Here is a 20,735-nt window from a genome sequence, read left to right as displayed (position 1 = left end):
AAAAATTCATAAAATCACAACAAATTGATAAACTATGGCGATTAATACAAATGCTCCAGGAAGGGGTCAATTCGGCTCAAGTTTTGGATTTATTATGGCTGCGGCCGGTTCAGCGGTGGGTTTGGGTAATATATGGAGATTCCCTTATTTGACCGGACAGAATGGTGGAGGGGCCTTTGTTTTTGTATATGTCATATGCGTTTTGTTGATTGGTCTTCCTTTGTTGCTAAATGAAGTATCCCTTGGAAGACTGTCCGGAAAAAATCCAATAGGAGCCATCAAAGGAACAGGAGGGAACAAATTTTGGCAACTAGCCGGCATTCTCTGCGTGTTGGTTTGTTTTTTCGTATTGAGTTACTATTCAGTTATCGCCGGCTGGACCCTGGGCTATATTTTCACAGAAGTCATTGATATACCTGTGGATTTTGAAGAGTTCCAACAGACCCCGATGTATATCATTCCTTTGACCTTTGCATTTATTTTGATGACAATTGGGATTGTGTTGGGTGGTATCTCAGGAGGTATCGAAAAGGCTGCTAAATTTTTGATGCCATTACTCCTAATTATAGTAGTTTTTATTGCAGGCAGGAGTGTTACCCTCGAAGGTGCTAGTGCTGGAATTGAATATTACCTGAATCCTGATTTCTCTAAGATCAATTCCAAAGTAATACTTCAGGCATTGGGGCAAGCTTTCTTTTCTATGTCCGTGGGCTGGGGTCTGATGATCACTTTTGGCTCTTACTTGCCAAAAAATGGAAACATTGTAGCTTCCTCAGGGTGGATAGCCGGGATGGATACTGCGGTGGCGTTAATGGGAGGATTAATGGTATTCCCCGCTTTGTTTGCATTGCTTCCCGGTAAAGATCCTGCTGCAGGACCTGCATTGGTGTTTGATGTATTGCCAAAGGTTTTTGATGCTATGCCTGGTGGAAATATCATCGGTGGGTTATTTTTCCTTTTATTGATGGTAGCGGCCTTGACTTCTACAATTTCAATGTTGGAAGTGCCCGTTTCTTATTTAATTGATGATAGAAAATGGAGTAGAAAAAAAGCAGCTTGGATAGTAGGTATTGCTGCTATGGCGCTTTCCGTTCCCTCGGCTTTATCCTCAATTGAGGGAAGTTTCTTTAACAGTATGACGCTTTCCTTCTTGGGAAATACCAAAATCGGATTTTTCGACATCATGGATTTTACTTTCGGTACAGTAGCTGTCGTAGTTATCTGCTTGATGCTGAGTTTGTACACGGGATGGGCCAAAAAAATAAGTGTTTTTGCAGATGAAATTGCTCTTGGTTCACCGGGATTTGCAGGTGCAGCAAGAAAAACCTGGATATTTTTTATCAAATGGGTTTGTCCGGTCGTCATTTCATTGGTATTACTTGATCTGTTAGGCGTATTTGGAACCCCTCAAGAAGGTGGTTGATATGTTATTAAATACATTTAAAAAGGGCCGTTTTAGGCCCTTTTTTGTTTTGAATAGGGATATTTGTTTTTTGATAAAATTTTAATGTAAATTAGGATTGCCCAAACCACCTTATTTAATTCTTTTATTAACCTGATCACCCGTAAACGTATGAAAGTCTTGGTAGTCGATGATGATGCTATAAACAGGCTTATCCTGCAAAAATTATTTGAAAGAAGAAACAATATCGTCGTGACTGCCCAAAATGGACAGGAGGCGCTTGATATTTTTATCGGAGATGAGGGGATCAACATTGTGATCACTGATATTATGATGCCTGAAATGGACGGCATTGAATTACTTGCCGAAATCAAACAAAGGGATAAGAATGGTCAGATTCCCATTATAGGTTTCACTGCAGGAGATATTGATTATTTCAGAAGCATCGCTGTGATTCCTTTTGACCGTTTATTACCAAAACCTATGGACTACACCGAGCTCTATAATATTGCAAATCAATTTGTATTGGACAGGGCTTGATTAGTATTGGGGCTAAAAAACCCAACAAAACAGTTTCAATTTTTATATTTAAAATTTCCAGAAGGAATCTTCTCTTGGAGAAATCAGCTTAAAAAATCATTTTTTTGGCAATTTCCTCTATTTAACTCGTTAAATTGATAACAGTCTAAACCCTTAAAGAAAATGAAACACCTCCTATTTCTTATTTCAGCAATAATCCTGAGCTTCAGTGTGATGGCACAGGATTTTTCCATTGGCCCAAAAGCAGGTATTTCTACCGCCAATATCAAAGTAAATGGCGATGGGTTTGAATCCGGAGATAGCGAATTTGGGTATCATTTAGGGTTATTTGTCAGGATGGGAGGAAGCTCAATTTTTATGCAACCCGAAATTCTATTTACCAGTACAGGAGGTTCGGTGATCAAAACAGATAACAATGGAGTGCAGACTGATTTCAATGCCAATTTCAACAGGCTGGATATTCCAATAATGTTTGGATTGAAATTTTTAAATTTCTTTAGGGTTCAGGCTGGCCCGATTGCTTCGGTACTTGTAGATTATCAAATTGAGGACGCGCTGAAAGTACCTGTGGAAGTGGATTATAAAACTTCCTCTTTCGGCTATCAGGCAGGCTTGGGTATGGATTTGGGTAATTTGATTTTTGACCTTAAGTACGAAAGCTCCTTAAGCAAAATGTCAAAAAGTTCTGTGGCATTTCAGACTGACCAACGCCAAAATCAAATCATTTTATCGGCAGGTTTCAGGTTATTCTAAAAAATAAGAGGTCCAGATTTCCGGACCTCTAGGGTATTATTTGATTTCAAAGACCAACTCATCGGTACCAGAATTTTTCTTTATTAGGATGGTATATTTCCCTTTTCCGATATTTCCGTATTCCCAATCTGTCGAATTCACTCCCTTGGCAGATGTAAAACTCCAAGATTTCAGGCTTTCTCCCTTTTCGTTTTTCACTTCAAAGTCAGTTTGTCCTGTCTGATTTACATAATAAAGAATGGACTGTTTTGGTTTTGTAGTGGGTTCCTCCGACCAGGAAGACCTTCTCTGATTGATTCTGATATCTGATACGCTTAGCAACTTGGACTCAGCTGTTGTATTTAGGGCAACTTTCTGAAGCGGATCCAAATCCACAATGAATACACTTCTGCCGTGCGAACCAATGACTATGTCATTTTCTCTTTTTTGGATTACCATGTCATAAATGGCGACATTGGGTACATTTCCCTGAAACAATTCATAGTTTTTTCCCCCATCAAGAGAAACATAAAGTCCATGATCTGTTCCAAGATAAAGGATATTGGGATTGGTGTGGTCTTCTTTGATCACATTGACAGCCTCTTTTGGCAAGTTGGCCGAGATGGATGTCCAGGTTTTTCCATAGTCCTGACTTTTATAAATAAAGGGAGAAAATTCATCATACCTATATCCAGTCAAAGTGACATAAACAGTCCCTTCTGTATGCTGTGATGGTGCAATGGAACTAATCCACCTGTTTGGGGGAAGACCTTTGCTGATGTCCACCCAGCTGTTTCCATGGTCTTTTGTGATCCAGATATTTCCATCATCCGAACCGGCATAGAGTGTTCCAAATTCAAAAGGAGACTCTTCAATTACCGAGAGTGTGGCAAAAGGAACGTTTCCGCGTTTCTTGTTTTTGGTTAGATCAGGAGAAATGGTTTCCCAGGTATCTCCCCTGTCCAAGCTTCGGTACACATACTGCGAACCCATATAGAAAATATCCTGGTTGTGGCCACTGAGTATAGCAGGCGTCCTCCAGTTCCATCTGTTGGGTTCCCTTCCGATATCATGACCTGGGGTAACTGATTTTCTTTCTTCGGTTTTGGTATTGATCCTGAAGTAATTTCCGAACTGGAATCCTGTGTAGATTACATCATTGGATCTGGTGTCCACGGCGACTACCATTCCGTCTCCTCCCATGAGGGAAGTCCAAGGTACTTTGGGTTTGTTGGTTGATGCACCGTACCAAACACCATTGTCCTGCATGCCGCCATAGACGTTGTATGGGGTCTTTTCATCCACCAAGATGGAGTAAAACTGGCTGATCGTCAATTGGTCATTGAGGTGGTTCCATCTTTCTCCTCCTCCAAAGGAACTGTATATTCCTCCATCAGTTCCAAGAAGCAAATGCTTAGAATCTTTCGGGTTGATCCACATGGACTGATGGTCCGAATGGACATCTCCGACAGTATCTGTTCTTGCAAAGTTTTTACCTCCATCTCTTGAAACCAAAATCGGAACTCCCAGAATAAACATTTCATTTTCGTCCTCAGTACTTACCCTGATTTCCCCAAAATAATAACCATAGGAATTATACAGCCTATCAAGATTAGATTCACTTACTTTTTCCCACGTTTTGCCGGAGTCGTCAGAGCGGTACACTTCCGCACCAATGACACCGGAATTGAAAAGCGAAGCATTCGCATCCGCACCATCTCCGTTATAATTAGCGATCTGCAATGGCGTAATCTTTCCTGATTTCAGCAATTTCTTAACTGTCGCGGCATCGTATTTGGTAGCAAAGCGATTGCTTCTAAGGAATTTATCCAGTTTTTCATTTTCGAGGTTTTCAATATCTGAGGCAGACATTGTTTTGAAATTTTCAAATTTCAAGTCCTCAGAATTTTGGGTCGGTGTTGGTCTTGCAGCCCTTTCCTGCATTTTTTGGTAATCGTGGAGGGCATAGACCACATTAGGATTGCCGAGACTGAAGTCAAATCCAATCCTTCCGACGAATTCATCCTGAGGAAATCCAGAAGCAGATTTCTTCCATGAATCTCCTCCATCTTCTGATCTCCAAATGGTTGATCCTTTGCCGTTACCTATAAAATCATGCGCCTGTCTAAATCTTTCCCAAGATGCCGCTAACATTACATCAGAATTGGAAGGATGAAATTTCAAATCAATCACTCCTGTATTGTCATCAACCGAAAGTGTTTTTTTCCAGGTTTTGCCCCCGTCTTTTGTTTTGTAAAGACCTCTTTCCTCGTTTTTAGAATAAAGGGAACCCATTGAAGCTACCCATACAATATCCGGGTTGGTGGGATGGATCTGAATCTGACCGATATGCTGAGAATGTGGCAATCCCATAAACTCCCATGTCATTCCTCCATCGTTTGATTTGTAAACTCCGGATCCCGCGTAGGTGGAGCGGCTTGAGTTGTTTTCTCCGGTACCTACCCAAATGATATTACTATTGGAAGGAGAGATAGCCATATCCCCGATTCCGAGCGCACCTTGATGGTCAAATACAGGTTTGAATGATTGACCATTGTCCTTTGTCATCCAAACACCACCTGAAGCCGCTGCCACGTAGTAAATTTTGAAATCATTGGTTACTTCTATGTCGACAATCCTACCGCTCATATTAGTTGGGCCGATATTTCGTGCAGGATAATTTCTAAATGGAGAATTTAAAAGCATCTCCTGATGCAAAGTCACCGCTTCTTTCATTTCTTTAGAAGTAGTGGGTTTTACATCTTGTGCTTTTACAGCTGAAGAATGAAGCAGGAGAAATGCCAGCATCAGACTAGTACAGACCTTCATTAAATTTCTATTCATAAGATTGTTTGATTGATCCAACAATATAAATATTCGGGAATTTATTTAGGCACAATTAGATATAAAGTGATCCTCCTAATGGATGACCGGAGGCTGGAATACTTTAAAAATCTAAGAAATTCAAAAAATGGGTAATTGTGGAAATAATTGATTGCTATGCATATATTTGTTTTTACAAATGGTAATATCATGAAAAAGTACCTCAAATACACCAAGAACTTTTATTTCTTATTTACCTTATTTTTTATAGTCTGGATGGTGTTTATTGATTCGAATGATATTCTCACCCAGTTCAAGTTAAGTTCAAAAGTAAAGGAGCTTGAGAAGCAAAAAGAATTCTATCAAGAAAGGAAAGAAAAAATTCTGGCAGATAGGGCGGAATTGATGAGCAACTATGAATTGTTGGAGAAATTTGCCCGTGAAAGGTATCTGATGAAAAGGGAAAGTGAGGATCTATATGTGGTGGTCGAAGAGTAAGCTAATTTTTGTGGCATTTTTGTTTTTTATCTTCTTTGGAATAGGAAATCTTTATGCCCAAAGGGAAATTCAGCAAGGCGAAAAAGCATCGTTTAAAGACAGGGTTTATTTTGGGGGAAATCTTGGACTTGCTTTTGGAACCATCACTTTTGTGGATGTTTCGCCCTTAGCAGGTGTAATGCTGACCAATACACTTTCAGGGGGACTCGGAGGTACTTTTCAATATTTCAACGACTCAAGATTTCCTGAAGGGGACAATACCATTTATGGAGGTCGGATATTTCTAAGAAAAAACATTTTCCAGAGTTTCTTTTTGCATTCAGAATATGAGGGGTTGAACTTAGATCTTTACAATCCTGTTTTTGACAGATTCGAGAGAGATTGGGTTCCTGGATTATTTCTTGGAGGTGGGTACTTTACCCCTTTTGGAAAAAGAGGAGGAGCTAATTTCACATTGTTATACAATTTCCTATACGATCCTTTGAGGTCACCTTACAACCAACCCTATGTCATTAGATTAGGGTTTTTTCTCTGATCAACCCAAAACCATATGAATACCCTGATTCAAAAACTCAGTAAATCACACCGGGATTGTCCGCAATGTCCTTCTCCAAAATTAATCCATACTTTTTTTGAAAATGTTTTGGGATTATTGTTTCCGGATTTTGCTAGCGAACTTTTAAGAGAAGAGGATCAGGTTTCCGAAAAAATCGAGGAATTGAGACATAAACTATCACAGGTTTTGCTCAAGAATAAGCATTTGTACAAGGGAGATGGAATAGAGATCGCCAATGGTTTCTTTGGGAATTTGGAGCGGGTATATGACCTATTGATCCAAGATGTGGAGGCATTGTACGACGGAGACCCTGCTGCCAAATCCATGACAGAAATTATCAGATGCTATCCCGGATTCTATGCCGTGGCGGCTTACAGGATTGCCCATCTGTTACACTCTTATGGTGTGACGCTGATTCCGAGGATGATCACAGAATACTCCCACAGCAAAACAGGTGTTGATATCCATCCCGGAGCCAAAATCGGGGAGCGCTTTTGTATCGACCACGGTACGGGCATCGTTATTGGGGAGACTACCGTCATCGGTGATTGTGTGAAGATCTACCAAGGCGTCACCTTGGGTGCATTGAGTGTGGACAAAGAAGATGCAGACAAAAAGAGACATCCTACTATCGAAGATGATGTGGTCATCTACGCGGGAGCGACTATTTTGGGTGGCAATACGGTGATCGGAAGGAATTCTACCATCGGGGGAAATGTTTGGATCACCAAAAGCGTGCCTCCAAACAGCAAGATTTATTACCAGGCAAAAATGTATAATCCTGACTTGGATCAGACTGATACCTATATCATAAAAAATGAAGGATGAAATTAACTGACCTGATTGGAAATACGCCCTTGGTGGAGGCAGTCAAAATCCCAACCAATCCAAAGGTGAAGATTTTTTGCAAAATGGAGGGACAAAACCCCGGGGGTAGTGTCAAGGACCGTGCAGCTTACAACATGATCAAATGTGCGCTGGAAAGGGGAGATATCAAACCGGGAGACAGACTTGTGGAAGCAACTTCAGGCAACACAGGCATTGCTTTGGCCATGGTTGCCAATATTCTCGGCCTCAAAATGACCTTGGTCATGCCCGATAATTCTACAAGAGAAAGAATACTTTCAATGGAAGCTTACGGTGCAAAGGTAGTCTTGACACCTGCAGAAAGGACAATTGAATATTCAAGGGAATTAGCAGATAAAATGGCATCAGAGGAAGGTTATTTTATGCTAGACCAGTTTTCCAATCCAGACAATTACATGGCGCATTATTACAGTACCGGTCCGGAGATTTGGAACGATACTAATGGGAAAGTCACGCACTTTGTATCGGCTATGGGGACTACAGGGACCATCATGGGTGTATCAAAATACCTCAAAGAGAAAAATCCCACCATTCAGATTGTAGGAACCCAACCTACCGACGGTTCGCAGATTCCCGGAATCAGAAGATGGACACCTGAGTTTTTACCAAAGATTTTTGATGCTAGCCGGGTAGATCGGGTTATTGACGTCAGTCAAGAATCTGCAACCATGATGACCAGAAGAATGGCTAAGGAAGAGGGAATTTTGGCAGGGATGAGCAGTGGCGGAGCTTTGTATGCAGCATTGCAACTCGCTTCTGAGTTGGATTCAGGCCTCATAGTCTGTATCACCTGCGATAGAGGAGACCGGTATCTGAGTTCTGACCTTTTTGGGTAAAAAAATCCTGGAAGCATTGCCCCCGGGTTTTCCACAAAAATCAATTTTTAAAACTTAATAAAGTTGGTCAATAACTGGACGCTGATCGGGTTATTGCCATTGGAAGGATTTTCAAATCCACGGATAATCAGAGAATAAACTCTATTGCCCAATAACTCAATTTCGTCTACAGTCACCAAAATCTCTCCGGAAGTTTTAGATTTTACCACCACTTTCACTTTTCCTTTTCCATGTTGAAGAAAGTCAGTTACGGAGAGGTAGCTGGTAGCTGTCCCAAATGGAGTCTGATCAGCAATACTTACCTCCAAGTCTCCCGAATCAGGAGATAGGTGTACAAGTCTCAATTGGGACTTCACTCCGTCCGGTTCTTCCCAAATGTCTTCTACCTGAATGGCATCCAAATCTGCGGCTTTGTTCACCAAAAATACTGTGTAAATTTTGTCTTGGGCTAGGTTTACATTTTTCTCCAATAGGGTATTCTGTGCATTGAAAGGATTGAAACGTAGTCTTCTTTCTCCAGCAAAAAAACCACTGTATGGGAAGGTCTGACCAAATAGCAACGCTTGGTTATTGATTTTTCTTGATTCAGCATATATGTCCAAATCAGGCCCATCTGGCGAACCATGATAAATGGCGACAAAAGCTGAGGGTGGTTGAGCAGGTTGGTCCAAATCAGGGACACATCCCGCAAATAAGAACAGTGATAAGAATAATGCTGAAACCGACCTCAAGATGCCGGAAAATTTTGTTTTTAATTCAGTGATCATCATAGTTGGTTAAGTTAATACAACTACTAGACGGTGGTTGGTTAAAAACTGCTACAAAAGGAAAAAAAATCCCTGAATTTATTTGCAGGGATTGGATCTTAGACTTTATCCGGTTCGGGATGGACCCAAGGACCTCTATAAGGCCTTCTGAGTTTTTGCGTCGCTTCGGCATCACCTACCACAATTCTCTTTTTTGGATCATAGATGAGTGGTCTTCCAAGTTCCATAGACATATTTGCCAGAATGCAACTTGCTGTGGAGATGTGTCCTTCTTCAATATCTGCAACAGGGAGTTCTCCGGTTTTCATGGAATCCAATAGGTTTTGCATCTGTCTTCTGGTGGCAGGTGCCGCATTTAGTTCGATCCTGTTTTCTGTCAAGTCTTCGGGATATTGTTCTTTTTCAAACAGAACATCGAAAAGAATTTTTTCACCTTTTCCAAAAGGGATAAATTCAGCTTTCATGGTGCTTCCGGCCAAAGTTCCCTTCTCACCAAAAATCTTGAAAGACCAAGGATATTCAGGATCAACAGGATTGCCCCAGGTACGGTGCTGCCACACGACATTCAGTCCATCAAATTCATAGATAGCTGTCTGGGTATCTGCAATATTGGATTTTCCCTCTTTTTGGACATAAATTCCTCCGGTTGCAGTTATTTTGCTTGGCCAGCCAAGACCCAAAAGCCAACGTACTGTATCCAACATGTGAACACACATATCGCCCGGGATTCCATTTCCATATTCCATAAATGTTCTCCACCATCTGGTATGCGGAATTCCATCATAAGGACGCAGGGGGGCAGGACCGGTCCACATGTCATAATCCAAAAATGCAGGTACCGGCTCAACAGGTGGGTTTCCGTTGGCTCTCATGTGGTAATAGCAACAGATCTCAACATGCGAAATCTTACCCAACATGCCGCCATCCAAAACCTGTTTTTTGGCATCCCAAAGGTGGGGAGTGCTTCTTCGTTGAGTGCCGACCTGCACCATTTTGTTGTATTTCCGTGCTGCAGCTACCACAGCTTCACCTTCGATGACATCTACTGAGATGGGTTTTTGGAGGTAAACATGGGAACCTGATTTGATTGCTGCTATAGCTTGTAGTGCATGCCAATGATCGGGAGAACCAATCACGGTGATATCTAGTTTATTTTCTTTGAGCAAATCCCTGTAGTCAGCATAGAGCTTAGGAACTTTTCCTGACTTCTGTCTTTTTGCTACCAAGTCACCGGCCTCCTTCAACATATTTTTATCCACATCACAGAGGGCCACCACTTCTACATTTGCCACCTGAATCAATCGGAAAAGGTCACTTTTCCCATACCAACCCGATCCTATCAAAGCAACTTTTAAGGGTGTTTCGTTTTGGATTGGATTCATTCCCATCATTCCCATGCTTGCCAGTGCCAAGGTGGCAAAACCGCCGGTTTTTAGGAATTGTCTTCTGTTGTAGGTGGATGTGTTCATAAGTGTTTTTGGGTATCTAGGTTAAGGATTTGAAACAATTACAATTTACAAAAAGGTAAAAACCAAACAAATGTGATTTGATGGGTGGTCAACAATTAAGGCCTTTTCAAATGATTTTACAAATTCTGCAAATCATCCATGTCCTTTGGTCTCATTACAGACTTTTTGGCTTTGATGAGGTCCTCTTTTGAAATAGTTCGGACATAAAAATCTTTATCAGAAAAAATAATGGAGGATTCAAAGGCCTTTCCAAAGTTGAGACCTTTCACCTCAACCATTAAATCTATTGCCACAGGAGATCTTCCAAAAGTGAAAACATCCCAATTTTTATTATGTAAAAAGTTTTCTGAGGTCATATCAAATAATGGCATCCCAAAATCCAAAAATGCTTGTTCGATTTTCTTGAAGTTTTCAAAACTTCTTTTTACCCAAATATCCATATCACCCGTGTTTCTAGGATATCCATGTAAGATTACAGAAAAACCACCAACCAAAATATAGTCAACATTGTGCTTATTGAAGCAACGGATAAAGTCCTTGAAATCATTAGGGAATATGTTTTCCATTTTATCTCTTCCTTGCGCTGAAAACAGTTTTATCCATCTTAGGTGGATTATCTAGAGAAAAACCATAGGCCAAGCTATTTAGATAAAATGCAATCTCCAGCAATTCCCCTGGACTTTTTCCACGGTATTCCTCGCCGTAGTTCACTTGTTCATCTGCCTTCGATGCTCTGAATGCTGTCCTGTCTAATTTAAATTCCATGAAGGTCAATTTACCAAAATGAACTCGGATTGAGAATTTATTCAAAAAATAAATGAAGATGGAGTATGATTTGGGTAGACTTCTGTTTATAATTTTACTCCAAATCTTTCTCCCAAACTCCTCAAATCTTCTTCCACCGGTTTAAGCAGTGGAATTCCACTGACCCTTCTTTCGGCTTCAAGTTCGCGCTCGGGATCACCGGGAATTAATACTTTTTCATTTCCTTCGGTTGGTTTTGCCTGACGGAATCTGCTAATCCAATTGTCCATATGGGATTTGAAGTCATCTGCAGGACGGAAAGCATCCACCCGCATCGCTCCAAAAAAATGTCCTAAACCCTCACCGACCGGATTGGGGTCTGGCTCAAGGAATGCCACAAAGGGTGGAACCCAAGGTCCATAATTTGCTCCCGAAAGCACAGCGGAAAATATATCCACAATCGCTCCCAAAGCATATCCTTTGTGCGAACCATGCTCTCTGTCTCCTCCGAGCGGAAGCAAAGCCCCTCCCTTTTTCACACCATTGGAATCAGTGGTCTGATTACCGTCTTTGTCCTGTACCCATCCAAGAGGTGCATCCATTTCTTTTCTCTGCAGGATTTCCAATTTACCATTCGCCGCAGTTGTGGTGGCCATATCGGCGACAAAAGGAGGTTGGTTTTTAGCCGGAATAGCCACGGCTATGGGATTGGTTCCAAGTAATCTTTCTTTGGAAAAAGTCGGACTTACCAAAGGACTTGCGTTGGTAAGTGAGATACCGATCATATCATGGTCGAGTGCCATCATGGCATGATATCCCGCGATGCCGTAGTGGTTGGAATGCTTCACCGAAACCCAACCTGTACCCGCGATTTTGGCTTTGTCAATCGCCACTTGCATAGCAAAAGGTGCGACAACCAAACCCAAACCACCGTCACCATCCACCACAGCCGTGCTCGGAGTTTCGTGGACTATCTTGATATTTGGAGTGGCGTTAATTCTTCCTTTTTCCCACAGTCTCACATAACCGGAAAGCCTTGCCACGCCATGAGAATCCACACCTCTGAGGTCTGCCGATAACAAAACATCAGCGGCAAGCGCTGCATCTTTTTCAGGACAGCCGATTTTTAAAAGTATGGATTTGGTAAAATCGAACAGGTCGGCGTATGAAAATATCATGGTTGGGATCCGGATTTAAAGGATTGGATTACCTGCTGATAAGCGTTTGGACTTGGGAATGTTTTCCCATCAATTCCGCAATAGCCCCTTCTTTCAGTGCAAAATTGGAACAAATCAAAGTAGAAACAGGAACAAACTTCAAGATATATTCGATCAGGCAGGCTGCCACGACGATCATATCCACCCGCATTTCGATCATGCCGGGGATCAAAAGCCTTTGGTCTCTATTGAGTGTCAAGAGCTTTTGGGCGATCAATTCAAATTCTTGTGTGGGCAATTGAAAAACCTGTTGGGTCTTCAACTTGGTTTCATGCAGAGAAGCAAAATAAATGTCAGTCAAAGTATCGAAAGTCCCTGAAGAACCAACCAAACAAGTTGGATTGAAGGTGTTGATGGCTTCAAGAAGTTCCACAAGTTTTTGTTCGAGATAAAAAGTGAGGTTTTCGGCCTCCTCAGGCAATATTGGATCATGATAATGAAACAGGTCAAGCATCCTCTGACCACCAATTTCAAAGCTTTTTCTCCAAAAAGCTTCTTGGGAATTGCCAATAATAAATTCAACTGAGCCGCCTCCGATATCCATCATCAGGCAAGTTTCACCCGTGAGTGAACCGCTAAACCTGATGCCTTCATAGATCATTTGGGCTTCCTGTTCCCCATCGATGATAAGTACATCAATCTGAAACTCGGCCTTTATTTTGGCTACAAATTCTTTTCCATTGTCAGCATTCCTCACCCCACTTGTAGCAAAGGCAAAAATGCTTGTGATTCCTTCACCGTCAATCAGATTTTTGAAATGATGTAAAGTATGGAAAGCTCTTTTTTCGGCATCGGGATGAATGGTGTTGCGGCTGATACCACCTTGTCCGATTTTGACGGGAATTTTCTCCTTATATATAGTCTCGAACCTGTCTGCATACAATTCCACTAAAAGTAGGTGAAACGTATTGGTACCCATGTCGATAATCGCAGCTTTGGTCGGAATCATACCCCGTAATTTTTGAATGCGCGAATATAAAAAGTTTATTCTAATTCCATTGTTAAGAATTTATCTACAACCCCGAAATCGAATTTCCCTGATGTTCCTCAATTTAAATTTCCTCGCTAGATTGTCCCGCATTATATTTGACCTAACCAAATAACTTTAGCAACATGGACAGCAAAATCAAAGGTGTATATACCCTTCCCTCCAATAAGGACAAATTTGAATTATTGAATAAGAAAAACGAGGAAGCTTTGCTCGGTGGGGGAGAAGCAAGAATTGGTGCCCAACACAAGAAAGGAAAACTTACTGCAAGGGAAAGAATCCACTTTTTGATGGATGGAGGTACTTTTCAGGAAATCGACAAGTTTGTGATGCACCGTGCAAAGGATTTTGGACTGGACAAAGAGCATTACCTTGGTGATGGAGTGGTGACTGGATATGGAGAAATCAATGGCCGCTTGGTCTATGTATATTCCCAGGATTTTACCGTTTTTGGAGGATCCCTTTCCGAAACTCATGCTGAGAAGATCTGTAAAATCATGGATATGGCCATGAAAAACGGTGCGCCAGTGATCGGCTTGAATGATTCGGGAGGAGCAAGGATTCAGGAAGGCGTTGTCTCCTTGGGTGGATATGCAGATATTTTTTATAGAAATACTTTGGCTTCAGGCGTGGTACCTCAGATATCGGCCATCATGGGACCTTGTGCTGGTGGCGCTGTATACTCCCCAGCGATTACGGATTTTATTCTGATGGTCGAAAACACCTCCTACATGTTTGTGACCGGACCCAATGTCGTAAAAACCGTCACTGCTGAAAATGTCACCGCAGAGGAATTGGGCGGGGCGAGCACACATTCCACCAAAAGTGGGGTTACTCATTTTGCCTGTGCCAATGAATTGGAATGTATCCAACATATCAAAAAACTGCTCAGTTACATGCCGCAAAACTGCGAGGATACAGCCCCTGTTTATGCCTATGATCTGAAAGAAGATGAATCTAGAAAGGTTTTGGATACCATCATACCTGACAACCTTAACCATCCATATGATATCCGGGATGTGGTAAATGGGATTTGTGATGAAGGATCATTTTTGGAAGTGCACAAAAATTACGCAGACAATATTGTCGTAGGATTTGCAAGACTTGCAGGTAGGAGCATCGGAATAGTAGGAAATCAACCGCAATCACTTGCCGGAGTTTTGGACAACCATGCATCAATAAAAGCAGCAAGGTTTGTGAGGACTTGTGACTCCTTCAATGTCCCACTTTTGGTATTGGTGGATGTTCCGGGATTTTTGCCGGGAACAGATCAGGAATGGAATGGAATCATAACCAATGGAGCGAAGTTGCTCTATGCTTTTTCGGAAGCCACAGTTCCAAGGATAACCGTGATCACCCGAAAAGCTTATGGAGGAGCTTATGATGTGATGAATTCCAAGCATATCGGTGCTGATCTGAATTTTGCGTGGCCCACAGCCGAGATCGCCGTGATGGGCGCTAAAGGTGCAGCTGAGATTATTTTCAAGAGAGAAATAGCAGAAGCAGAGGATCCGGAAGCCAAACTTCAAGAGAAAATAGATGACTACACCGCCAAATTTGCCAATCCTTACCGTGCTGCCCACAGGGGTTTTATAGACGAAGTCATCATCCCCTCCGAAACAAGAGAAAAACTGATCCGAGGTTTCAAAATGCTCGAAAACAAAGTGGACAAGCTACCTAGGAAAAAGCATGGGAATATACCGCTTTAAAATGTCAACAGACCACAGACCACAGGTCCCGGGCAATAGGTATTCTTACCATGGTTTAAATAGTGATTGAAACAAAATAGATAAGGTATGGCTTTTAAGTTCGAAAACTTGAGGGTTTGGGAAATGGCGTTGGATTATTCATTGGAGATTAATAAACTGATTAAAAAATTTCCAACAGATGAAAAATATGTTTTGGCCCAGCAACTCCAGCGTGCTGCTGATTCGATTGCTTTAAATATTGCAGAAGGATCAACGGGCTAATCGAATGCCGAATTCAAGAAATTTCTAGGTTATTCTATCCGATCAGGAATTGAAGTAGTAGGTTGTCTCCACTTAGGGAGAAAGAGAGGAATTATTTTTGAAGATGAATTTTTATTTCTTTACACCTCAATAGAGAATTTAATAGTAAAACTTCAATCATTACGAAATAACATCAACTGACCTCTAGACCTGCTGTGGACCGTCGTCCGTCGACAGTTGACATTATTAATAAAAAAATTCAATATGGAAAACAAATTAAACTTCCTCTACAAATACCTCAACAACGCCTCGCCGACGGGATTTGAGGCGTCGGGCCAACAGATCTGGTTGGATTATGTCAAGCCTTTTGTAGACAGCTACTTTACTGATAGCTATGGAACAGTCGTCGGGGTGATCAATCCCGAAGCGGAATACAAGGTTGTCATCGAAGCCCATGCCGACGAGATCAGTTGGTTTGTCAATTATATCAATGCCGACGGCTATATCTATGTCCGTAGAAACGGCGGGTCTGACCACATGATTGCACCATCCATGCGGGTGAATATCCATACGGACAATGCCGTCATTCCCGGAGTTTTTGGTTGGCCGGCAATCCACGTAAGGAAAGAAGGTAAGGAGGAAGCCCCGACTTTGGATAATATTTTCATCGATGTCGGTGCAAGAAACAAAGAGGAAGTGGAGGCATTGGGAATTCATGTCGGTTGTGTTATTACCTTCAAAGATGAACTACAGGAATTGAATGGGAAATTCTATTCAGGCCGGGCTTTGGACAACAGGATTGGTGGCTATATGATCGCGCAGGTGGCGCGGAAAATCAAAGAGTCAGGCCTCAAACTTCCGTTTGGTTTATATATTGTCAATGCCGTGCAGGAAGAAATCGGTCTCCGAGGCGCAGAAATGATTGCTGCCCGCATCAAGCCGAATGTAGCGATCATCACCGATGTGTGCCACGATACTACTGCACCGATGTATTCCAAGATAACAAGTGGCGAGCAGGTAGCAGGAAAAGGACCTGTCTTAACTTATGGTGCTGCAGTCCACAAAAAGTTGTTGGATTTGGTCATCGAATCCGCCAAGAAAAACAGCATTCCGTTCCAACGGGCGGCCGCTTCGAGAAGTACTGGAACAGATACAGATGCTTTTGCCTATTCCAATGAAGGCGTCCCTTCAGCGTTGATTTCCCTTCCTTTGAAATACATGCACACCACTGTGGAGACTGCCAGCAAAGAAGATATCGAAAATGTCATCTTGCTGATGTACCAATTCTTGGCTGAATTGGATCCGGAGTTTGATTTTAGATATATAAAATAAGTCCATAGACCATAGTCCACTGTTGGGAGCAACCACCGTGGACTGTGGGCTGTGGTCGGTAGACTATGATATATTTAGACCAACTCAATCGCACCATTTCCCTTCCAAATCCCCCAAAAAGGATTGTTTCCTTGGTACCGTCGCAGACAGAGCTTTTGGTGGATTTGGGTTTGAGAGAGAGAATTGTAGGTATTACCAAATTTTGTATCCATCCCAAAGGATTGAAAAAAGAAAAGATGATCATCGGGGGAACAAAAAATTTTTATTTTGACAAAATAGAATCGCTTCAACCGGATCTAATTATTGGAAACAAGGAGGAAAATTACAAAGAGGGAATCGAAAAACTAGCTGAGAAATATCCTGTTTGGATGAGTGATATTTACACTTTGGAAGATGCTTACAGAATGATTTTGGGCATAGGGGAGTTGACGGATACTTCCATCAAAGCCATCCAAATCTCAGATCAAACAAGGATTGGAAAAAGAGTTCAATTTCAAAGGATCCGCCATTTACCTGATTTGGAAAGATCCTTTAATTGCTGTCGGAACCAATACATTTATAGATTCCATGTTAGAAAAAGCAGGCTTCAAAAATCTCATCAACCAGTTTCGGTATCCCGAGATTGATTTGGAAGAAATAGTCAAATTGAATCCGGATTATCTTTTGCTCAGTTCAGAGCCTTATCCATTCAAAGAATTGCATATCTCATTTTTCAAAGAAAGATTACCCAAAACCAAAATTCGAATAGTGGATGGGGAAATGTTTTCTTGGTACGGAAGCAGGTTGGTTTTAGCGGGAAAATATTTTTCAACCCTTTAGGAGAGAGATTGCTTATCTTGGTCAGATTCCGTTTATAAAATTATAGAGCATTGAAAAATACTTTTATAAAAAATTTAAGTAACTTTTCGATTCTTAAAATTAAATAATAACTAACCCAAGACAATGAAGCAAAACAGAAGACATTTCTTAAAAAAGCTAGGTGCAACAGGAGCTGCTGCTGCGATTAGTCCCCTGGCATTTTCAGAAGAAATACCCGATAAAAATTTCCTCGAAAGAGATATAGCCATTGTTTCCGCCAATGACACGCCCATCAACCTGGCGTTGATCGGTGCAGGAATCATGGGAACAGAAGATACCAATTCTGCTCTGAGACATGCCAATGTCAAGTTGGTGGCTGTTTGTGATTTGTACAAGGGCAGACTTGAGTCGGCAAAGCAGAAGTGGGGAGCCGATTTGTTTGTCACCCAAGATTATCAGGAAGTTCTCAAAAGAAAAGACATTGACGCTGTTATTATTGCGACTCCCGACCATTGGCACAAGCAGATCAGTATCGATGCGATGAATGCCGGAAAGCACGTTTACTGCGAAAAACCGATGGTACATTCTGTCAAAGAAGGAATGGATGTTGTCAACGCATGGAAAAAATCCGGTAAAGTGATGGTAGTTGGCAGCCAAGGTGTTTCTTCATTGGGTAATGAAAAAGCCAAGGAACTGCTTGCTGCAGGAGCGATAGGCGACATTGTATATGCAGAAGGATTTTGGGCAAGACATTCTCCCGAAGGCGCATGGCAATACAATGTTCCAAAAGATGGAAATGAGCAGACTGTTGATTGGAAAAAATACATTTCCAATACCACTGCAAGAGATTGGGATCCTTTGAGATTTTTCAGGTGGAGAAATTACCTTGATTATGGTACCGGCATGTCCGGCGATTTATTCGTCCACCTGTTTTCAAGTTTGCATTTTATTACCAATTCCAAAGGCCCGACCAAGGTATCCTCTATGGGTGGGTTGAGGTATTGGAAAGACGGCAGAGAAGTTCCCGATGTGCTGTTGGGTATGTTTGATTACCCTCAGACTCCCGAGCATCCAGGATTCAACCTTTCTTTAAGGTGTAATTTTGTCGATGGGACGAGCGGTACCACTTATTTGAGAATAGTGGGCACCAAAGGTTCTATGGACGTCAAGTGGGAAGAAGTGGTCGTCAAACTCAATCAGAATGCTGAAAGTGATGATCCGTTTTTGAGAGAGCAGGCGAAATTGAGAGGAGCTACAGAAGAAAGTAGAGCCAAAATCCTTCCTCCTCGTGAAACAGTTTATGCTGCGGAAAGAAGCTGGAAAGGCGCACATTATGACCATTTTGGAAATTGGTTCAATGCCATAAGAACAAATGGCACCGTAGCCGAAGATCCGATATTTGGATTTAGGGCAGCAGCTCCGGCCTTGTTGTGCAACGACAGTTATTTCCAAGATAAGTTTATGAAATGGGATCCCGTAAATATGAAATTGATATAGTTATGAAATACACAAGAATAGCTTGGATAGCTTTGATCTCCTTTGCTTGGGCCTGTAGCCCAAAGCCTGCTGAAGAAGTGACAGAAGAAGTAGCTGAAGTAATTCTTCCTGATAATTCCCTTTCCGAAGATGAAAAATCAGCAGGATGGATGTTGTTGTTTGACGGAGTCAATACTGATGGATGGAGAGCTTTTAATGGAGATTCTTTACCGCCAAATTGGACTGTGGAAGATGGTGCGCTCAAAGGTCTTGGCCATGAGGGAGGGGATGTTGGCGGAGATATTGTATTCGCACCTTTGGAATTTGAGCAATTTGAAATGGAATTTACTTGGAAGATAGCAACAGGTGGAAACAGTGGCGTCTTCTACCATGTAGTGGAGGACCAGAAATATGCAGCGCCATATTACACAGGACCGGAATATCAGGTGATAGATCAGTTGGGATTTCCGCAGCCTTTGGAAGATTGGCAATCTTTGGCAGCAGACTATGCGATGTATGTCCCTGACCTCGAAGGGGTGGTAAAGCCTGCAGGGGAATGGAATGTTTCAAAAATTATTTTCACCAATGAAAAGGCGGAATACTATTTGAATGGAAAGAAAACAGTCGAATTTGTGCCTTACTCTGAGGATTGGAAAACAAAAAGGAACAGTGGTAAATGGGATGCTTTTCCCGATTACGCGATTTCAAAATCTGGATTGATCGCACTTCAGGACCACGGAAGCGAAGTTTGGTTCAAAAACATTAAAATAAGACCATTATGAAGAAGTTATTAATTGTATGCTCATTCCTTTTGTTGGCTCAAGTATCATTTGGTCAGAAAAAAGAGAAGCTGTTCAACGGCAAGGATTTGACGGGTTGGATAGTCTACGGCACCGAAAAATGGTATGTGGAAAATGGATTGATTGTCTCTGAAAGTGGATCGGACAAAGGTTATGGCTATTTGGGAACAGAAAAGCAATATAAAAATTTTGAGATCAACCTTGAGTTCAAACAGGAAGCAGATGGCAACAGTGGGGTTTTTATCCGATCTACAGTTGACGGTACCAAGGTTTCAGGTTGGCAGGTAGAAGTAGCCCCTCCCGGGAATGATACTGGTGGGATTTATGAAAGTTATGGTAGAGGTTGGTTGATTAAGCCTGACCCTGAAAAGGACAAAGCCTTGAAATATGGAGAATGGAACAAGATGAAGATCATTGTAAAAGGAGATAGGGTCACTTCTTTTGTAAATGGAGTGGAGATGGTCGACTATACTGACGAAAAAATCGGTCAAGGTGAAGGAGGCATTTTGTTGCAGATCCATGATGGCGGTGGGATCAAAGTTTATTGGAGAAATGTCTCTTTGAAATCACTTTAGGAAATAATATTCAATTATAGTGAAGTCCTGTCTCGTGTTTAAAACGGGACAGGATTTTTTTATGATTTTTTCTTGCTGAGGTTCAGTGACATTTGTCCTAGAATTCATTTTTTTTAGAATTCAACTTTGTGGTTATAAAAATGATTTACACCTTTGCACTCCCAATCGGGGGGCAGGGGTATTGAAAAAAGCGAGTAAAATAAATTATTCATTTTTCATTATTTGTTACAAGATTAATTCTTACCTTTGCACTCCTGTTCGTAAGGAACGGAAAAAATACCCTAAGACAACGGTCTTACACTACCTTGAAGAGATGAGGTAAAAGTTCATTGAAATACTGGAGAAACGGAATTAATGGATTTTCAC

The 20,735-nt window shown here is 41.6% G+C and carries 21 protein-coding genes and 1 pseudogene; 15 read left to right on the top strand and 7 right to left on the bottom strand.

What is annotated here, in order from left to right; translation table 11 throughout:
* The first annotated feature begins 34 nt into the window (after positions 1 to 34).
* The 3 genes from M3O96_RS18995 to M3O96_RS18985 all read left to right on the top strand — a co-directional run bounded on the left by M3O96_RS18995 (position 35) and on the right by M3O96_RS18985 (position 2,695).
* A complete protein-coding gene (locus tag M3O96_RS18995; RefSeq protein WP_249723166.1) occupies positions 35 to 1,423 on the top strand; it encodes a sodium-dependent transporter in 1,389 nt (462 codons plus the stop codon).
* A 150-nt stretch (positions 1,424 to 1,573) separates the two neighbouring features.
* Positions 1,574 to 1,942, top strand: a complete 369-nt coding sequence (locus tag M3O96_RS18990) for a response regulator (protein ID WP_249723163.1) — start codon at positions 1,574 to 1,576, stop codon at positions 1,940 to 1,942.
* A gap of 162 nt (positions 1,943 to 2,104) precedes the next feature.
* Positions 2,105 to 2,695: a porin family protein gene (locus M3O96_RS18985; protein ID WP_249723160.1), complete on the top strand. Its 591-nt coding sequence runs from the start codon at positions 2,105 to 2,107 to the stop codon at positions 2,693 to 2,695.
* A gap of 36 nt (positions 2,696 to 2,731) precedes the next feature.
* Here the strand turns inward: M3O96_RS18985 and M3O96_RS18980 are convergent, their stop codons facing one another.
* Entirely contained in the window at positions 2,732 to 5,518 is a 2,787-nt protein-coding gene (locus tag M3O96_RS18980) for a VPS10 domain-containing protein (RefSeq protein WP_249723158.1), read from the bottom strand.
* 189 nt (positions 5,519 to 5,707) lie between these two features.
* Here M3O96_RS18980 and M3O96_RS18975 point away from each other — a divergent pair, with 189 nt between their 5' ends.
* From M3O96_RS18975 to cysM, 4 genes are read left to right on the top strand one after another with little or no spacing between them, the layout of a single operon-like run.
* Positions 5,708 to 5,995 carry an FtsB family cell division protein gene (locus M3O96_RS18975; protein ID WP_249723156.1) on the top strand — a complete coding sequence of 96 codons (288 nt, stop codon included), beginning with the start codon at positions 5,708 to 5,710 and terminating at the stop codon, positions 5,993 to 5,995.
* A complete protein-coding gene (locus M3O96_RS18970; RefSeq protein ID WP_249723153.1) occupies positions 5,976 to 6,530 on the top strand; it encodes a hypothetical protein in 555 nt (184 codons plus the stop codon). The genes M3O96_RS18975 and M3O96_RS18970 overlap by 20 nt, the downstream gene beginning before the upstream one ends.
* 15 nt (positions 6,531 to 6,545) lie before the next feature.
* A complete protein-coding gene (epsC, locus tag M3O96_RS18965; RefSeq protein WP_249723151.1) occupies positions 6,546 to 7,379 on the top strand; it encodes a serine O-acetyltransferase EpsC in 834 nt (277 codons plus the stop codon).
* Complete coding sequence (gene cysM, locus M3O96_RS18960) at positions 7,376 to 8,254, top strand: cysteine synthase CysM (protein WP_249723149.1); 879 nt, start codon at positions 7,376 to 7,378, stop codon at positions 8,252 to 8,254. Before epsC ends, cysM begins: the two co-directional genes overlap by 4 nt.
* A 47-nt stretch (positions 8,255 to 8,301) precedes the next feature.
* Here cysM and M3O96_RS18955 read toward each other — a convergent pair whose 3' ends face one another.
* From M3O96_RS18955 to M3O96_RS18930, 6 genes are all read right to left on the bottom strand, one after another.
* On the bottom strand, positions 8,302 to 9,024 hold the full coding sequence (locus M3O96_RS18955; RefSeq protein ID WP_249723145.1) for a DUF4397 domain-containing protein: 723 nt from the start codon (positions 9,022 to 9,024) through the stop codon (positions 8,302 to 8,304).
* Positions 9,025 to 9,119: 95 nt separating this feature from the next.
* Complete coding sequence (locus tag M3O96_RS18950; protein ID WP_249723144.1) at positions 9,120 to 10,490, bottom strand: Gfo/Idh/MocA family protein; 1,371 nt, start codon at positions 10,488 to 10,490, stop codon at positions 9,120 to 9,122.
* A 116-nt stretch (positions 10,491 to 10,606) separates the two neighbouring features.
* Positions 10,607 to 11,056 carry a DUF6036 family nucleotidyltransferase gene (locus tag M3O96_RS18945; RefSeq protein ID WP_249723143.1) on the bottom strand — a complete coding sequence of 150 codons (450 nt, stop codon included), beginning with the start codon at positions 11,054 to 11,056 and terminating at the stop codon, positions 10,607 to 10,609.
* Between the two features lies 1 nt (position 11,057).
* Positions 11,058 to 11,255, bottom strand: coding sequence for a hypothetical protein (locus tag M3O96_RS18940; RefSeq protein ID WP_249723142.1), 198 nt, complete (start codon positions 11,253 to 11,255; stop codon positions 11,058 to 11,060).
* A gap of 86 nt (positions 11,256 to 11,341) precedes the next feature.
* Positions 11,342 to 12,412, bottom strand: coding sequence for an Ldh family oxidoreductase (locus M3O96_RS18935; protein ID WP_249723141.1), 1,071 nt, complete (start codon positions 12,410 to 12,412; stop codon positions 11,342 to 11,344).
* 28 nt (positions 12,413 to 12,440) lie between these two features.
* Positions 12,441 to 13,400, bottom strand: a complete 960-nt coding sequence (locus tag M3O96_RS18930) for a Ppx/GppA phosphatase family protein (protein ID WP_249723140.1) — start codon at positions 13,398 to 13,400, stop codon at positions 12,441 to 12,443.
* Positions 13,401 to 13,564: 164 nt separating this feature from the next.
* Here M3O96_RS18930 and M3O96_RS18925 point away from each other — a divergent pair, with 164 nt between their 5' ends.
* From M3O96_RS18925 to M3O96_RS18895, 8 genes and pseudogenes are all read left to right on the top strand, one after another.
* A complete protein-coding gene (locus M3O96_RS18925) occupies positions 13,565 to 15,148 on the top strand; it encodes an acyl-CoA carboxylase subunit beta (RefSeq protein ID WP_249723130.1) in 1,584 nt (527 codons plus the stop codon).
* 87 nt (positions 15,149 to 15,235) lie between these two features.
* Positions 15,236 to 15,589 (top strand): annotated as a pseudogene (locus M3O96_RS18920) (four helix bundle protein).
* Between the two features lie 63 nt (positions 15,590 to 15,652).
* Positions 15,653 to 16,720, top strand: a complete 1,068-nt coding sequence (locus M3O96_RS18915) for a M42 family metallopeptidase (RefSeq protein ID WP_249723129.1) — start codon at positions 15,653 to 15,655, stop codon at positions 16,718 to 16,720.
* A gap of 65 nt (positions 16,721 to 16,785) precedes the next feature.
* The gene (locus tag M3O96_RS18910; protein ID WP_349630857.1) at positions 16,786 to 17,346 is read left to right on the top strand and encodes a helical backbone metal receptor; all 561 of its coding nucleotides are present in this window, start codon (positions 16,786 to 16,788) and stop codon (positions 17,344 to 17,346) included.
* Positions 17,228 to 17,539: a helical backbone metal receptor gene (locus tag M3O96_RS22140; RefSeq protein ID WP_349630858.1), complete on the top strand. Its 312-nt coding sequence runs from the start codon at positions 17,228 to 17,230 to the stop codon at positions 17,537 to 17,539. The genes M3O96_RS18910 and M3O96_RS22140 overlap by 119 nt, the downstream gene beginning before the upstream one ends.
* Before the next feature lie 123 nt (positions 17,540 to 17,662).
* Positions 17,663 to 19,015, top strand: coding sequence for a Gfo/Idh/MocA family oxidoreductase (locus tag M3O96_RS18905; RefSeq protein ID WP_249723128.1), 1,353 nt, complete (start codon positions 17,663 to 17,665; stop codon positions 19,013 to 19,015).
* A 2-nt stretch (positions 19,016 to 19,017) separates the two neighbouring features.
* The gene (locus tag M3O96_RS18900; protein WP_249723127.1) at positions 19,018 to 19,776 is read left to right on the top strand and encodes a 3-keto-disaccharide hydrolase; all 759 of its coding nucleotides are present in this window, start codon (positions 19,018 to 19,020) and stop codon (positions 19,774 to 19,776) included.
* Complete coding sequence (locus tag M3O96_RS18895) at positions 19,773 to 20,369, top strand: 3-keto-disaccharide hydrolase (RefSeq protein WP_249723126.1); 597 nt, start codon at positions 19,773 to 19,775, stop codon at positions 20,367 to 20,369. Before M3O96_RS18900 ends, M3O96_RS18895 begins: the two co-directional genes overlap by 4 nt.
* The last annotated feature ends 366 nt before the right edge of the window (positions 20,370 to 20,735 follow it).

Origin of the sequence: Aquiflexum sp. TKW24L, assembly GCF_023502205.1 — a bacterium.
Classification (GTDB): domain Bacteria; phylum Bacteroidota; class Bacteroidia; order Cytophagales; family Cyclobacteriaceae; genus Cognataquiflexum.
Note: the sequence above shows the minus strand (reverse complement) of the source record. Positions and strands in the feature narration are given on the sequence as shown.